Below are 15,468 nucleotides of genomic sequence, written 5' to 3' on the forward strand. Positions count from 1 at the left end.
ATGCCGCAGATCATTTTTCTGCCACACGCCGTGTTCTGCCCGGACGGTCTGGTTGTCGAGGTCGAGCCCGGTGTTTCGGTGCTCGAGGTGGCCCACGACAACCACATCGAGATCGAGAGCGCCTGCGGCGGCGTCTGCGCCTGCACGACCTGCCACTGCATCATTCGTGAAGGGTTTGACTCGCTGAACGAAGCCGACGAGCTGGAAGAAGACTTGCTGGACAAGGCCTGGGGCCTGGAAGCACAGTCGCGCCTGTCGTGCCAGGCCATCGTTGGCGATGAAGACCTGACCGTGGAAATTCCCAAGTACTCGCTCAACCATGCCGCCGAAGCGCCGCACTGATTCAAGGAGTCGTCATGAGTCTGAAGTGGGTTGATGTACTGGAAATCGCGATCCAGCTGGCTGAGTCCAAGCCGGATGTGGATCCGCGTTATGTGAACTTTGTCGATCTGCACCAATGGGTTCTGGCACTGCCAGAGTTCAGCGACGATCCGGCTCGCGGAGGCGAGAAGGTTCTTGAAGCAATTCAGGCCGCCTGGATCGACGAAGCGGACTGAATCCGCGGGCTACGCAGTTAGGCAATCCCTATAAACCCGCGTATAATTCGCGGGTTTAATTTTTCGCTTTAATCACCGTTTCTGGAGTTACACCATGGCTGTTCAACGTACTTTCTCCATCATCAAGCCTGACGCTGTTGCAAAAAACGTTATCGGCAAGATCGTTTCCCGTTTTGAAGAAGCCGGCCTGCGCGTTGTAGCTTCGAAAATGAAGCAACTGTCCAAGGCTGAAGCTGAAGGCTTCTACGCTGAGCACAGCGAGCGTGGCTTCTTCGGCGAACTGGTTGCCTTCATGACTTCCGGTCCAGTTGTTGTTCAGGTTCTGGAAGGCGAAAACGCCATCGCTCGCAACCGTGAGCTGATGGGCGCTACCAACCCTAAAGAAGCTGCTGCCGGCACCATCCGTGCTGACTTCGCCGAGTCCATCGACGCCAACGCCGTTCACGGTTCGGACTCCGAAGCTGCCGCTGCTCGCGAAATCGCTTACTTCTTCGCAGCTACTGAAGTAACCGCTCGCTGAGTAAGGCTTGCGCGTGAGGGGTGAGACCATGACTACATCGATCGGCAAAACTAACCTGTTGGGGCTGACTCAACCGGAAATGGAGAAATTCTTCGACTCAATCGGGGAGAAGCGTTTCCGTGCCGGTCAGGTAATGAAATGGATTCACCACTTTGGCGTCGATGATTTCGACGCCATGACGAATGTCGGCAAGGCCTTGCGCGAAAAGCTCAAGGCCGTTGCCGAGATTCGCGGTCCGGAAGTGGTCAGCGAGGACATCTCCAGCGACGGCACCCGTAAGTGGGTGGTGCGCGTGGCGTCCGGCAGCTGCGTCGAGACCGTGTACATTCCCCAGGGCAAGCGCGGCACTCTGTGCGTTTCGTCCCAGGCAGGCTGTGCCCTGGATTGCAGTTTCTGCTCCACCGGCAAGCAAGGCTTCAATAGCAACCTCACCGCCGCCGAAGTCATCGGCCAGGTGTGGATTGCCAACAAATCCTTTGGCAGCGTCCCGGCGACCGTCGACCGTGCCATCACCAACGTGGTGATGATGGGCATGGGTGAGCCGCTGCTGAACTTCGACAACGTCATCGCCGCCATGCACCTGATGATGGACGACCTGGGCTACGGCATTTCCAAGCGCCGGGTGACCCTGTCCACCTCCGGCGTGGTGCCGATGATCGATGAGCTGGCCAAGCACATCGACGTCTCCCTGGCGTTGTCGCTGCACGCACCCAACGATGCGCTGCGTAATCAGCTGGTGCCGATCAACAAGAAGTACCCGCTGAAGATGCTGCTTGAGTCCTGCCAGCGCTACATGTCCTCCCTGGGCGAGAAGCGCGTGCTGACCATCGAGTACACCCTGCTCAAGGACGTCAACGACAAGCTGGAACACGCCGTTGAAATGATCGAGTTGCTCAAGGACGTTCCTTGCAAGATCAACCTGATTCCGTTCAACCCGTTCCCCCACTCCGGCTACGAACGTCCGAGCAACAATGCCATTCGCCGTTTCCAGGACCAGCTGCACCACGCCGGCTTCAATGTCACCGTGCGCACCACTCGCGGTGAAGACATCGACGCCGCCTGCGGGCAATTGGTCGGGCAGGTGCTGGACCGCACCCGTCGCAGCGAACGCTATATCGCCGTGCGTGAGTTGAGCGCCGACGCCGATATGCCGCAAAGCGCCGCGACCCGTACCTGAGAGAGGAACTCCATGGCCCTGCGCTTCGCGCTGCTCCTGCTGATTGCCAGTCTCTGTGCTGGCTGTGTTCTGTCGGGTGATTCCAATCCGCTGAACACCAGCAAGGGCCGCGATGAGGCGCGTGCGGCCTATGTGCAGTTGGGCTTGGGTTATCTGCAGCAAGGCATGAGCGAACGCGCCAAGGTTCCGTTGCGCAAGGCGCTGGAACTGGCTCCTGCCGATGCCGATGCCAATGCCGCCCTGGCGTTGGTATTTCAGGCCGAGATGGAACCGGCCCTGGCCGACGAGCATTTTCGTCGGGCCCTGGCGGCGCGTCCGGACAGTGCGCGAATCCTCAATAACTACGGCAGTTTCCTGTTCGAAGAAAAACGTTACAAAGAGGCCTATCAGCGTTTTGAGCAAGCCGCGGCTGATACTCTGTACCCCGAACGTTCCCGGGTGTTTGAAAGCCTCGGGATGACCGCTTCGAAGCTGGGCCAGCGTGAGCTGGCCCGGTTGCAACTGGAAAAAGCCCTGCGCCTGAATCACCAACAGCCCCGCGCGTTGCTGGAAATGGCTGAGTTGTCTTACGAAGACAGGCATTATGTGCCCGCCCGCGACTATTACGATCGTTTTAGCCTGCTCGCCGAGCAAAATGCACGTAGTCTATTGCTCGGCGTTCGGCTGGCAACGGTGTTCGAAGATCGCGACAAGGCCGCCAGTTACGGTCTGCAACTAAAACGACTTTATCCCGGTACGCCGGAATATCAGCAATACCTGTCGGAGCAATGATGAAAGCGGCGCATCCCGAAGTTCAAGCAGTGACTCGCGTAAACCCCGGTGAGACCCTGCGTCAGGCCCGCGAAAGCAATGGTTGGTCGCTGGCAGAAGTGGCCCACAAGCTCAACCTCACCGTGAGCTCCCTGAGCAACCTGGAAGCCGGCGCTTTCGACAAGCTGCCGGGGCATACCTTTGCTCGCGGCTATATCCGCGCCTATGCCAAGTTGCTGGGCATGGACCAGGCCATCCTGGTTCAGGAATTCGATCAATACACCGGTACCGACTCTCAGGGCAGCAACGTTCATGCTCTGGGACGGATCGAGGAGCCGGTACGGGTTTCCCACACCATCCTGCGCATTGTCAGCCTGTTGCTGCTGGTGGCGGTGGTCGGTGGCGGTTTCATCTGGTGGCAGGATCAATCCTCCCAGCGTGGCAAGGAGCCGGTATCCCTGAGTCCCGAGCATGTCGAGGTCGAAGGGGCTGACGGCACCACGCAGATTCATCCGATCGACGAGCCCGAAGACCAGGCCGTTGCCGAAGGTCAGAGCGAAGCCCTGGACAACGCCGCACAGACCCAGAGCCAGGCGAGCGCCGAGGCGCCGGCCAATCCGCCAGTTCCTGCAACCCCGGCTCCCGTTGCGCCGCCTGCGGTACCGACTGCTGCTGCGCATGCCGCCCCAACCGTCGCGCCTGTTGTCAGCGCGCCGGTAGCACCGGCTCAGGTTCCGGCCGCCGCGGCCGCTGTGCCGGCAAATGCTGGCAGTGCTGCTGCGCCAAGCTCTGCGGTCGCCGGTTCAGGTCAGGTACAGATCCAGTTCAGCGCCGATTGCTGGGCCCAGGTCATCGATGGCAATGGCAAGATTCTGCTCAGCGCCCTCAAGCGCAAGGGCGAGAACGTTGATGTCAGCGGCAAGCCGCCTTTTGCCGTGCGTCTGGGGTATGCCCGCGGCGCACAAATCACTTACAACGGTCAGGCGGTGGATATCGCCCCGTTCACCAGTGGCGAGACTGCTCGCCTGAAGTTAGGTCAATAAGTCATGCACGGCGAATCTCCAATCAAACGTCGCGAGTCCCGCAAGATCTGGGTCGGCTCGGTACCGGTCGGCGGCGATGCGCCGATCGCGGTGCAGAGCATGACCAACAGCGACACCAACGACGTAGCGGCAACCGTCGCCCAGATCAACCGCCTGGAAGCCGCCGGTGTCGACATCGTGCGGGTTTCGGTGCCGGACATGGACGCCGCCGAGGCGTTCGGCCGGATCAAGCAGCAGGTCAAGGTGCCCTTGGTGGCCGACATTCACTTCGACTACAAGATCGCCTTGCGCGTAGCCGAGCTGGGTGTCGATTGCCTGCGGATCAACCCCGGCAACATCGGTCGCGAAGACCGGGTTCGCGCGGTGGTGGATGCCGCTCGTGATCGCGGGATCCCGATCCGTATCGGGGTCAACGCCGGCTCCCTGGAAAAGGACCTGCAGAAGAAATACGGCGAGCCGACTCCCGCTGCGCTGGTAGAGTCGGCGCTGCGTCATGTCGAGCACCTCGAACGCCTGAATTTCCAGGACTTCAAGGTCAGCGTGAAGGCGTCCGACGTGTTCATGGCGGTCGAAGCCTACCGTTTGCTGGCCAAGGAAATCATCCAGCCGTTGCACCTGGGCATCACCGAAGCTGGTGGATTGCGTTCCGGCACGGTGAAATCCGCTGTCGGCCTCGGTATGCTGCTGGCCGAAGGGATTGGCGATACCATTCGCATCTCGTTGGCGGCCGACCCGGTCGAGGAAGTGAAGGTCGGCTACGACATTCTCAAGTCCCTGCACCTGCGTTCCCGTGGCATCAACTTCATCGCCTGCCCGAGCTGCTCGCGGCAGAATTTCGATGTGGTGAAAACCATGAACGAGCTGGAAGGGCGCCTTGAAGACCTGCTGGTGCCGTTGGATGTCGCCGTGATCGGTTGCGTGGTCAACGGTCCGGGTGAAGCCAAAGAGGCGCACATCGGTCTGACCGGCGGTACGCCGAACCTGATCTACATCGACGGCAAGCCGGCACAGAAACTGACCAATGACAATCTGGTGGACGAGCTTGAAAAGCTGATCCGGCAGAAGGCGGCCGAAAAGGTCGAAGCCGACGCAGCGCTGATCGCTCGCGGCTAACCGAACGTATTTAAGGATTTTTTGTGAGCAAGTCTCTGCAAGCCATTCGTGGCATGAATGACATCCTGCCCGAGCAGACGCCCCTGTGGCGTTATTTCGAGGGCACTGTGGCGCGTCTGCTGGATAACTACGGCTACAAGCAGATCCGCATGCCGATCGTCGAGTTCACCGAGCTGTTCAAACGCTCCATCGGTGAAGTGACCGATATCGTCGAAAAAGAGATGTATACCTTCGAAGACCGCAACGGTGATTCCCTGACCCTGCGTCCGGAAGGCACTGCGGCGTGCGTACGCGCTGTACTCGAGCACGGCATCACTGGCGGTGGCCAGGTGCAGAAGCTCTGGTACATCGGCCCTATGTTCCGTCACGAGCGCCCGCAGAAAGGCCGTTATCGCCAGTTCCACCAGATCGGTTGCGAGGTTTTCAACCTCGACGGTCCGGACATCGATGCCGAGCTGATCGTGCTGACCTGGCGCCTGTGGGGCGAGCTGGGCATCCGCGATGCGGTCAAGCTCGAACTGAACAGCCTGGGCACTGCTGAGGCTCGCGCACGTTATCGCGACGCGTTGGTGGCGTTCCTGTCGGCGCGCATGGACAAGCTGGACGAAGACAGCCAGCGTCGCCTGAAGACCAATCCGCTGCGCGTGCTCGATACCAAGAATCCGGACACTCAAGCTGTACTGGTGGACGCGCCCAAGCTGGCCGACTACTTGGACGAAGAGTCCCGTGTGCACTTCGAAGGCCTCAAGGCCCGTCTGGACGCCGCGGGTATCCCTTATGTGATCAACCCAAAGCTGGTGCGCGGGCTGGATTACTACAGCAAGACCGTTTTCGAATGGGTCACCGACAAGCTCGGCGCCCAGGGCACAGTGTGTGCTGGCGGCCGTTACGACGGACTGGTCGAGCAAATGGGTGGCAAACCTACACCGGGTGTTGGCTTCGCCATGGGGATCGAGCGTCTGGTGCTGCTGCTGGAAACCCTGGAGCAGATCCCGGAAGAAATCTCGCGTCAGGTCGACGTTTATCTCTGCGCCTTCGGTGAGGCGGCTGAACTGGCCGCGCTGGCGTTGAGTGAACGGGTTCGTGACCAGTTACCGAACCTGCGTCTGCAGATCAATGCCGGTGCTGGCAGCTTCAAGAGCCAATTCAAGAAGGCCGACAAGAGCGGTGCGTTGTACGCGCTGATCCTCGGTGACGACGAACTGGCCCAGCAAGTGGTAGGTTTCAAGCCCCTGCGTGGCCAGGGCGAACAACAAAGCATTGCCTGGGATGCGCTCGCGGCGCACCTGGCCACCTGCGTCGTGCAGGGTTGAAGCTGTCAAACAGCCGAATTAGCGAATAAGGAGTATTGGGGTGTCGAGTACCGAAGACGAACAGCTGGCGGAATTGAAAGACTGGTGGCAGCGCAACGGCAAACCTCTGGTGACCGGCGGTCTGCTGGCTCTGGTCATCGTGTTTGGCTGGCAGGCCTGGCACAAGTATCAGAACAATCAGTCGCAAGGCGCTTCGGTGCTCTATCAGCAACTGCTGGAAACCACTCTGACGCCGGATGGCAAGCCTGATGCCGCCCGTGTTGCGGACCTGGCCGGCAAGCTCAACAGCGAGTTCGGCGGTACCGCCTACGCGCAGTACGGCAGCCTGTTCGTTGCCAAGGTGGCGGTAGACACCGGCAAGCTGGATGATGCAGCGGCGCAACTGAAGGCCATCGCCGACAAGCCGGCGAACCCGACCCTGGGTGAAGTGGCGCGTCAGCGTCTGGCCCAGGTGCTGGCGGCGCAGAACAAGGCCGACGAAGCCCTGAAACTGCTCGACGGCGATGCCGACAAGGCCTTCCTGGCAACCCGCGAAGAGCTCAAGGGCGATCTGCTGGTGCAGTTGGGCCGTGTCGATGAAGCTCATGCGGCATATCAAAAAGCCAAGGCAGCGCTCTCGGATGAAGCGGCGGTCGGTGGCTTACAAATCAAGCTGGACGACCTGGCCAAAGGGGATGCATGACGTGATCCGTTGGAAACATGCAGCATTGCTGGCTCTGGCCTTGTTGGCCGCGGGTTGCAGCAGCAACAGCAAGAAAGAACTGCCGCCGGCTGAGCTGGTCGACTTCAAAGAAGAAGTGGTCCTGCAGAAGCAGTGGAGCCGTTCGATCGGTGACGGTCAGGGCGAAACCTACAACATGCTGGTACCGGCCATCGATGGTGACACCATCTATGCCGCCGACGTCACCGGTGTGGTGGTTTCCATGGATCGCATGAACGGCGACGTCAAATGGAAGAAAGATCTCGAACTGCCTGTTTCCGGCGCCGTGGGCGTGGGTTATGGCCTGGTCATGATCGGCACCCTGAAAGGCGAAGTGGTTGCCCTGGATGCTTCCAGCGGTGAAGAGAAGTGGCGTACCCGCGTGACCAGTGAAGTACTGGCTCCGCCTGCCACCAACGGTGACGTGGTAGTGGTGCAGACCCAGGACGATCGGGTGATTGGCCTTGAAGCCAGCACCGGTCATCAGATCTGGTTGTACGACAGCACCCCGGCGGTACTGACCCTGCGGGGCACCAGTGCCCCCTTGGCGACCAACCGTCTGGCCCTGGCCGGTCTTTCCACCGGCAAGGTGGTGGCCCTGGATATCCGCAACGGCGTGCCGGTGTGGGAGCAGCGCATCGCTATTCCACAAGGTCGTTCCGAACTGGATCGCGTAGTGGACATCGACGGCGGCCTGCTGCTGTCCGGTGGCACGCTGTATGTCGCCAGTTACCAGGGGCGTGTGGTGGCCCTGGACCTGGAGAGCGGTCGCCCGCTGTGGCAGCGTGATGCGTCCAGCTATGCCGGTGTGGCTCAAGGCTTTGGCAGCGTCTATGTCAGCCTGTCCTCGGGCACCGTGGAAGGCGTGGACGAGCGTTCGACCACGGCCCTGTGGAGCAACGACTCCCTGGCTCGTCGTCAACTGTCGGCCCCGGAAGTCTTCTCCAGCTACGTGGCTGTAGGTGACCTGGAAGGTTACCTGCACCTGCTGAGTCAGGTTGACGGTCGTTTCGTCGGCCGCACGCGCATCGACAGCGATGGCCTGCGCGCCCGTCCGCTGGTGGTGGGCGACATGATTTATGTGTATGGCAACAGCGGCAAACTGGAAGCCCTGACCATCAAGTAATGGTTTGACTATGCTTGGGGTTAATTCCCCAAGCGGCCTTGTCTCGACAAGGTTCGCAGCACGTCAAGGTGCTGCCCCGAGCACCAGCCGCTGCCACGCAGCGGCTTTTGTATTTTCGCAATTAACGCAGTGGAGAGCCGCATGGTTCCCGTAATCGCCCTGGTGGGCCGACCTAACGTCGGCAAGTCCACCTTGTTCAACCGCCTGACTCGGACTCGCGACGCCATTGTCGGCGACCTGTCCGGTCTGACCCGTGATCGCCAATACGGTGAGGCCAAGTGGCAAGGGCGTACCTATATTCTGATCGACACCGGTGGTATCTCCGGTGACGAGCATGGCATGGACGAAAAGATGGCCGAGCAGTCGCTGCTGGCCATTGAAGAAGCTGATGTGGTGTTGTTCCTGGTGGACGCCAAGGCCGGGTTTACCGCGGCCGACCAGATGATTGGCGAGCACCTGCGCAAACGTAACAAGACCTCCTACGTGATCGCCAACAAGGTCGACAACATCGACCCTGACATGGCCCGCGCCGAGTTCGCGCCATTGGGCATGGGCGACGCGATTCCGATCGCCGGTGCCCATGGCCGCGGCATCACCCAGATGCTGGAAATCGCCCTGCGCGAATTCCCCAAGGATGACGCCGACGAGCCGGAAGAAGGCGAGGAAGAGATCGTCGCCGAAGGCGAGGAAGCCAAGCGCATTCCGGGTCCGAGCGAGAAAGACGGGATCAAGATCGCCATCATCGGTCGCCCTAACGTGGGTAAATCCACGCTGGTCAACCGCATGCTCGGTGAAGACCGGGTCATCGTCTACGACCAACCCGGCACCACCCGCGACAGCATCTACATTCCGTTCGAGCGTAACGACGAGAAGTACACGCTGATCGACACCGCCGGTGTGCGCAAGCGCGGCAAGATCCACGAGGAAGTCGAAAAGTTCTCGGTGGTCAAAACCCTGCAGGCAATCAAAGACGCCAACGTGGTGATCTTCGTCATGGACGCCCGCGAAGGCGTGGTGGATCACGACCTGAACCTGCTGGGCTTTGCCCTGGAAGCCGGTCGGGCCTTGGTGATCGCCCTGAACAAGTGGGACGGCATGCAGCCGAGCGAGCGCGACTACGTGAAGACCGAGCTGCAACGCCGGTTGTTCTTCGTCGACTTCGCCGATATCCACTTCATCTCGGCACTGCACGGCACGGGTGTGGGCAACCTCTACCAGTCGGTGCAGAACTCCTTCAAGTCGGCGGTGACCCGCTGGCCGACCAGCCGCCTGACCCAGATCCTCGAAGACGCCGTTGGCGAGCACGCGCCGCCCATGGTCAACAACCGTCGGATCAAGCTGCGCTACGCCCACTTGGGCGGTGCCAACCCGCCGCTGATCGTGATTCACGGCAACCAGGTGGAGAGGGTGCCCAAGTCCTACGTGCGTTACCTGGAAAACACCTACCGTCGGGTGCTGAAGCTGGTGGGCACGCCGATCCGTATCGAGTTCAAAGGTGGCGAGAACCCATACGAAGGCAACAAGAACACGCTCACCGACCGCCAGGTCAACAAGAAGCGTCGTTTGATGTCGCACCACAAGAAGGCCGACAAGAAACGCCGCGACAAGCGCTAAAAAGCAGCGGCAAGCTGCAAGTGACGAGCTGCAAGTGAGGGTAGGGAAGTCTTGCCGCTCGTGGCTTGCAGCTTGAAGTAGCGACAGAAGAAGGGGCCTTGTGGCCCCTTTTTTAATCGCCGCGCTTTGGGCTATTCTCGGGACCTCCCGCGCCGCCGTAGTGCCGGGTGTTCAGCAGGGAACCCTCATGATCACCAGTAAGCTGCCGCATGTCGGCACCACCATCTTCACGCAAATGTCTCAGCTCGCGGTGGAAACCGGAGCGCTCAACCTGTCCCAGGGCTTTCCTGATTTCGACGGCCCCCAAGCCTTGCGCGACGCGGTTGGGCGGCATGTCGCCAATGGCCATAACCAATACGCTCCCATGACCGGTTTGCCGGCTCTGCGCCAACAGGTGGCGGCGAAAATCGCTCGCAGCTATGGCGTCGAGGTCAATGCCGACAGCGAGGTGACCATTACTCCGGGCGCGACCCAGGCCATTTTCTGTGCCATCCAGACGGTGATTCAGCGTGGCGACGAGGTCATCGTTTTCGATCCTTGTTACGACAGTTATGAGCCGGCGGTTGAGCTGGCTGGCGGCCGTTGTGTGCATGTGCAACTAGGTCTTGAGGACTTTGCCATCGACTGGCAGCAACTGGGTGAAGCCCTGAGCCCGCGCACCCGGATGATCATCCTCAACTCACCGCACAATCCCAGTGGGGCCTTGATCAGCCGGGCCGAGCTGGACCAGCTGGCAGCGTTGATCCGTGATCGCGACATCTACCTGGTCAGCGACGAGGTTTATGAACACCTGGTATTCGACGGTGTGCCCCATGTCAGCGTATTGGCTCACGAGGAGCTGTATAAACGGGCTTTCGTCGTCAGCTCCTTCGGCAAGACCTACCACGTGACTGGCTGGAAGACGGGATATGTGGTCGCGCCACCGGCCCTGAGCGCCGAACTGCGCAAGGTGCATCAATATGTCAGCTTCTGCGGCGTAACCCCTTTGCAGTACGCTCTGGCGGATTTCATGGCCCATTGCCCGGAACATGTCGAGGAGCTGCCGGCCTTCTATCAGGCCAAGCGTGATCTGTTTTGCGACTTGCTGAGCGCTTCGCGTTTGCGCTTCAGCCGAGCGGCCGGTACTTACTTTCAACTGGTGGACTATGCGCAGATTCGTCCGGACTTGAATGATGTCGACATGGCGCGATGGATGACCCGCGAACATGGCGTGGCCGCCATTCCGGTGTCGGTGTTCTATCGGCAGCCGCCCCAGGGGCAGCGTCTGGTACGACTGTGTTTCGCCAAACGCGAGGAGACGCTGCGTCAGGCAGCGGAGAAGCTATGCGTGATCTGAGTGCATTACCCGATCTGAATCTGGCGTTGATTCAGACCACCCTGGCCTGGCATGACCGCCAGGCCAACTTCGAACACTTCGAGCAGTTGCTGGAGCAGGCCCGCGGTGCGGATCTGATCATCCTGCCGGAGATGTTCACCACTGGATTTTCCATGGAGTCCAGCACCCTGGCGGAGGCTGAGAACGGCCCCACCAGCAAGTGGCTGCGCTGCCAGGCGAAGAAGCTCGATGCGGTGATCACCGGTAGCGTGATCATCCAGGCGGCGGATGGCAGCCACCGTAACCGCCTGCTGTGGGCGCGTCCCGACGGCGAAGTCTGGCATTACGACAAGCGCCATCTGTTCCGCATGGCCGGCGAGCACAATCACTTCACTCCGGGCGAGCGCCAGGTGCAGTTCGAGCTCAAGGGCTGGCGCATTCGCCCGCTGATTTGCTACGACCTGCGCTTTCCGGTGTGGAGCCGCGATGCCCAGGACACCGATCTGCTGCTGTACACCGCCAATTGGCCGGGCGCCCGGCGTTTGCACTGGAACCGATTGCTGCCGGCCCGGGCCATTGAAAATCTTTGCTACGTGGCCGCGGTAAACCGGGTCGGCACTGACGGCAAAGGCTTTGCCTACACCGGTGATAGCCAGGTGCTGGATTATCAGGGCGAAACCCTGCTCAGCGCCGGTGAAGCGGATGGGGTGTTTCAGGTGCGCCTGAATGCCGGCGAGCTGGCGGCCTACCGCGCACGCTTTCCAGCGAACCTCGATGCCGACACGTTCATGTTCACCTAGGGCAGGTTGCGCCACACTTTTTTACAGATTGCCGATATCAAGCTTCAGGGACGAGCGCCGATAGGACGGACATTCAGGAGGAATCAAGCATGACCACCATCAACGCCAATGCCGTCAATCCTTATCCATTGTCCGCGCCGAAAGTCGTGACCGGGGAAGCTGAAGACACCAGCCCGCTGGCGCCAGCGGTCCAGAGCAAGGAGGGCGAGGACAAGGAGCTGCGGGTCAACTCTGCCGGTGCCAGCATCGATGCGGTGCGCAGTGGTGGCGATCCGGTCCGACAGTTGCAAAAGCAGATTGAGCAGACCCAGAAGATTCTGGAGCAACAACAGGCGCAATTGACCAGTACCGAGAAGGGACAGGCCAGTGATGAGCAGAAGGCCCAGCAGGTCATGGAGATTCAGGCGCAGATTGCCGTGACCAACAGCACTTTGCAGGTATTGCAGGCCGCTTTGCTGCAAGCCATGTTCAGCGTCGATGTTCATGCCTGAACCCAGTGCCGCGCCCATTTAACGTGGCGCCGGAAGCAAAAAGGCCCCGAGGAGCAGAGCTCCCCGGGGCCTTTTTGATCCGCGCTGTTTAAGCCGCCTTGGCTTCCTGCTCGCTCAGGGAGCGGTTCAGGGCACTGAACAGCGCCTTGAAGCTGGCCGTGGTGATGTTTTCGTCGATGCCCACGCCGTGGACCGCACGCTCACCGTTGACCCGCAGTTCGATGTAGGCCGCCGCCTTGGCGTTGGTGCCAGCGCCGATGGCGTGTTCGTTGTAGTCCATGATCTCCACCGGAACCGGCAGCCCGGCCACCAGCGCTTCCAGGGCGCCGTTGCCCTTGCCACGCCAGTGCAGGTTGGTTTCGCCCTGGCCCTTGCTCGACACTTCCACTTCCACGGCGCTGTGGCCGTTCTCTTCCTGCAGGCGATGGCTGACCAGCGCGTAAGGGGTGTTGGCCTGCAAGTACTCGCTGTGCAACAGCGCGTGGATTTGCTGGGCGGTCATTTCCAGGCCCAGGCGATCGGTTTCCCGCTGCACAACCTGGCTGAATTCGATCTGCATGCGGCGCGGCAAGCTGATGCCGTATTCCTGCTCCAGCAGGTAGGCGATACCGCCCTTGCCCGACTGACTGTTGACGCGGATGACCGCCTCGTAGCTGCGACCGATGTCGGCGGGGTCGATCGGCAAGTACGGCACTTCCCACAAGCCATCGGCCTTCTGCTGGGCGAAGCCCTTGCGGATCGCGTCCTGGTGGGAGCCGGAGAAGGCGGTGTGGACCAGGTCACCGACATACGGGTGACGCGGGTGCACGGCAATCTGGTTGCACTCTTCCACCACTTTGCGCACGCCGTCGATGTCGGAGAAGTCCAGCTCAGGGTCGACGCCCTGGGTGTAGAGATTCAAGGCCACGGTGACCAGGTCGACGTTGCCGGTACGCTCGCCGTTGCCGAACAGGCAGCCTTCGACACGGTCGGCGCCGGCCATCAGGCCCAACTCGGTGGCGGCTACGCCAGTGCCACGGTCGTTGTGGGTGTGCAGGCTGATGAGCACGCTGTCGCGACGGTTGATGTGGCGGCAGAACCACTCGATCTGGTCGGCGTAGATGTTCGGTGTCGCCACTTCAACGGTGGCCGGCAGGTTGAGGATCACCTTGTTGGTCGGCGTCGCGTTCCAGACTTCCACCACGGCGTCGCAGACTTCCTTGGCGAACTCCAGCTCGGTGGCGCTGAAGGTTTCTGGCGAGTACTCGAACTGCCACTGGGTTTCCGGCTGCTGGGCGGCGTATTTGACGAACAGCTTGGCGGCGTTTACCGCGATTTCCTTCACCCCGGCTTTGTCCTGGTTGAAGACGATGCGGCGGAACGATGGGCTGGTGGCGTTGTACAGGTGGACGATGGCTTTCTTCGCCCCACGCAAGGATTCGAAGGTACGGGCAATCAGGTCTTCACGGGCCTGGGTCAATACCTGGATGGTGGTGTCGTCCGGGATGTGGCCGCCTTCGATCAGGGTACGAACGAAGTCGAAGTCGGTTTGCGAAGCGGCGGGGAACGAAGCTTCGATTTCCTTCACGCCCACGGCCACCAGGGTTTTCCAGAAGCGCAGCTTCTTGACCGCATCCATGGGCTCGATCAGCGACTGGTTGCCGTCACGCAAGTCCGAGCTGCACCAGATCGGCGCGCGGGTGATGGTCTTCGACGGCCAGGTGCGGTCCGGCAAGTTGATGGTCGGAAACGCGCGGTACTTGGAGGATGGGTCTTTGAGCATGGTCATGGAGAAATCCTTATGGTCCGGGCCGAGAAGAGGCGGCCTGCCGGTGAGTCAAGAGTGCAGTGTTGACGCAGGGGGATGAGGCACCGCGATTCAGCCTGGCAGTCGTGCGCTGACGAGGCAGAGGCTCCGGTGTTGACGACGCTGAATGAGGGTGTGAGAGGTTTTCATGCGCTCAACCCTAACCACTGAGATGAGAGATGGCAAGCAGTCGAAAAAAATTGAGAGGAATACTCGAAATTGAAGCTATATCGAGATTTTATGCTGGCTATTCTTGTAAAGAATATTAACGATTGCGCAGTCGTCCAGGCCTGCGCAATCCTCGTGGGGGCCGGCTTGCCGGCGATCAGGCCCGGGGATCAGGGCTGAAACGCCCCGATAAATATCGCCGGATCAACCCGCGCATCATTCAGGCTGACGTTCCAGTGCATATGCGGGCCCGTGGCGCGTCCGGTCGATCCGACCTTGCCCACCACCGCGCCGCGCGCCAGCGATTGGCCAACCTTCACGTCGATCTTCGACATGTGGCAGAACATGCTGATAAAGCCCTGGCCGTGGTCGACGAACACCGTGTTGCCGTTGAAGAAGTAGTTGCCGGTCAGGATCACCTTGCCAGCCGCCGGAGTCTTGATCGGCGTGCCTGCCGGTACGGCGAAGTCCAGGCCAGCATGGGGATTGCGCTCTTCGCCATTGAAGAAACGCCGCACGCCGAACTTGCTCGACAGCGGACCGTTCACCGGCTTGTCCAGCAGCAGGTTGCTCGGAGTGTTGGGGCTGAAGCTGCGATAGGCGCGGATCTGCTCTGCCAGTTCGCCATCGATGCGCTTGAGGTCCGCCGGGTTCGGGTTGACCTGGCGCTGGTTCTTCAGGGTGATGTGCTGTTCGGGGTACTTCTTGCTGCCCACCACGAAGTTCAGGCTACGGTTGCCGGCGCTGATCTGCTGAGGACCGGGCTTGACCGTCAGCGGAATACCGACGATCGCCAGCCAGTTGTTCTGCTCCTTGACCACCAGCACCGGCTTGCCCTGATAGCTGGCCTTGGGCGCCTGGGCGGCGTTGCCCAGGTCGACCACCGCGACGCCACCGGGCACAGGTTTGTTCAACAGGCGGGTGATGTAGCTGTCGGCGTGAGCATTGCAGGCCAGGCACAGCAACAGCAGGGAGCAGAGAAAACGCGGCATGGA

The 15,468-nt window shown here is 60.7% G+C and carries 16 protein-coding genes; 14 read left to right on the forward strand and 2 right to left on the reverse strand.

The genetic code is table 11. From position 1 onward, the window contains the following. The 14 genes from fdx (at position 1) to GGI48_RS21680 (ending at position 12,519) form a co-directional block, all read left to right on the forward strand. Positions 1–342 carry an ISC system 2Fe-2S type ferredoxin gene (gene fdx / locus GGI48_RS21615; protein ID WP_011063213.1) on the forward strand — a complete coding sequence of 114 codons (342 nt, stop codon included), beginning with the start codon at positions 1–3 and terminating at the stop codon, positions 340–342. 14 nt (positions 343–356) lie between these two features. Then, positions 357–557 (forward strand): Fe-S cluster assembly protein IscX, encoded by a 201-nt coding sequence (gene iscX, locus GGI48_RS21620; protein ID WP_011063212.1) that lies wholly within the window; start codon positions 357–359, stop codon positions 555–557. Positions 558–651: 94 nt separating this feature from the next. After that, a complete protein-coding gene (gene ndk / locus GGI48_RS21625) occupies positions 652–1,077 on the forward strand; it encodes a nucleoside-diphosphate kinase (RefSeq protein ID WP_025129556.1) in 426 nt (141 codons plus the stop codon). A 28-nt stretch (positions 1,078–1,105) separates the two neighbouring features. After that, positions 1,106–2,254 carry a 23S rRNA (adenine(2503)-C(2))-methyltransferase RlmN gene (gene rlmN, locus GGI48_RS21630; RefSeq protein WP_016968336.1) on the forward strand — a complete coding sequence of 383 codons (1,149 nt, stop codon included), beginning with the start codon at positions 1,106–1,108 and terminating at the stop codon, positions 2,252–2,254. A gap of 12 nt (positions 2,255–2,266) precedes the next feature. Next, positions 2,267–3,025, forward strand: coding sequence for a type IV pilus biogenesis/stability protein PilW (gene pilW / locus GGI48_RS21635; protein ID WP_016968335.1), 759 nt, complete (start codon positions 2,267–2,269; stop codon positions 3,023–3,025). After that, positions 3,025–4,047 carry a RodZ domain-containing protein gene (locus tag GGI48_RS21640; protein WP_179599974.1) on the forward strand — a complete coding sequence of 341 codons (1,023 nt, stop codon included), beginning with the start codon at positions 3,025–3,027 and terminating at the stop codon, positions 4,045–4,047. Before pilW ends, GGI48_RS21640 begins: the two co-directional genes overlap by 1 nt. A 3-nt stretch (positions 4,048–4,050) precedes the next feature. Next, on the forward strand, positions 4,051–5,160 hold the full coding sequence (gene ispG, locus GGI48_RS21645) for a flavodoxin-dependent (E)-4-hydroxy-3-methylbut-2-enyl-diphosphate synthase (protein WP_016968333.1): 1,110 nt from the start codon (positions 4,051–4,053) through the stop codon (positions 5,158–5,160). 23 nt (positions 5,161–5,183) lie between these two features. Next, on the forward strand, positions 5,184–6,473 hold the full coding sequence (gene hisS, locus GGI48_RS21650; RefSeq protein ID WP_016968332.1) for a histidine--tRNA ligase: 1,290 nt from the start codon (positions 5,184–5,186) through the stop codon (positions 6,471–6,473). Between the two features lie 40 nt (positions 6,474–6,513). Then, complete coding sequence (locus GGI48_RS21655; protein ID WP_016968331.1) at positions 6,514–7,155, forward strand: tetratricopeptide repeat protein; 642 nt, start codon at positions 6,514–6,516, stop codon at positions 7,153–7,155. Beyond that, a complete protein-coding gene (bamB, locus tag GGI48_RS21660) occupies positions 7,148–8,299 on the forward strand; it encodes an outer membrane protein assembly factor BamB (RefSeq protein ID WP_016968330.1) in 1,152 nt (383 codons plus the stop codon). The genes GGI48_RS21655 and bamB overlap by 8 nt, the downstream gene beginning before the upstream one ends. A gap of 141 nt (positions 8,300–8,440) precedes the next feature. Further along, entirely contained in the window at positions 8,441–9,913 is a 1,473-nt protein-coding gene (gene der, locus GGI48_RS21665) for a ribosome biogenesis GTPase Der (protein WP_179599976.1), read from the forward strand. Between the two features lie 187 nt (positions 9,914–10,100). Continuing rightward, a complete protein-coding gene (locus tag GGI48_RS21670; RefSeq protein WP_179599978.1) occupies positions 10,101–11,249 on the forward strand; it encodes a pyridoxal phosphate-dependent aminotransferase in 1,149 nt (382 codons plus the stop codon). After that, positions 11,237–12,028 carry an amidohydrolase gene (locus GGI48_RS21675; RefSeq protein WP_016968327.1) on the forward strand — a complete coding sequence of 264 codons (792 nt, stop codon included), beginning with the start codon at positions 11,237–11,239 and terminating at the stop codon, positions 12,026–12,028. Before GGI48_RS21670 ends, GGI48_RS21675 begins: the two co-directional genes overlap by 13 nt. 89 nt (positions 12,029–12,117) lie before the next feature. Continuing rightward, positions 12,118–12,519: a hypothetical protein gene (locus GGI48_RS21680; protein ID WP_179599980.1), complete on the forward strand. Its 402-nt coding sequence runs from the start codon at positions 12,118–12,120 to the stop codon at positions 12,517–12,519. Positions 12,520–12,607: 88 nt separating this feature from the next. Here GGI48_RS21680 and leuA read toward each other — a convergent pair whose 3' ends face one another. Both leuA and GGI48_RS21690 read right to left on the reverse strand, forming a co-directional pair. Beyond that, on the reverse strand, positions 12,608–14,287 hold the full coding sequence (gene leuA / locus GGI48_RS21685; RefSeq protein WP_016968325.1) for a 2-isopropylmalate synthase: 1,680 nt from the start codon (positions 14,285–14,287) through the stop codon (positions 12,608–12,610). Between the two features lie 356 nt (positions 14,288–14,643). After that, complete coding sequence (locus GGI48_RS21690; protein WP_047305957.1) at positions 14,644–15,465, reverse strand: peptidoglycan DD-metalloendopeptidase family protein; 822 nt, start codon at positions 15,463–15,465, stop codon at positions 14,644–14,646. Between the last annotated feature and the right edge of the window lie 3 nt (positions 15,466–15,468).

This window comes from Pseudomonas protegens (genome assembly GCF_013407925.2).
Taxonomy (GTDB): Bacteria; Pseudomonadota; Gammaproteobacteria; order Pseudomonadales; family Pseudomonadaceae; genus Aquipseudomonas; species Aquipseudomonas fluorescens_AP.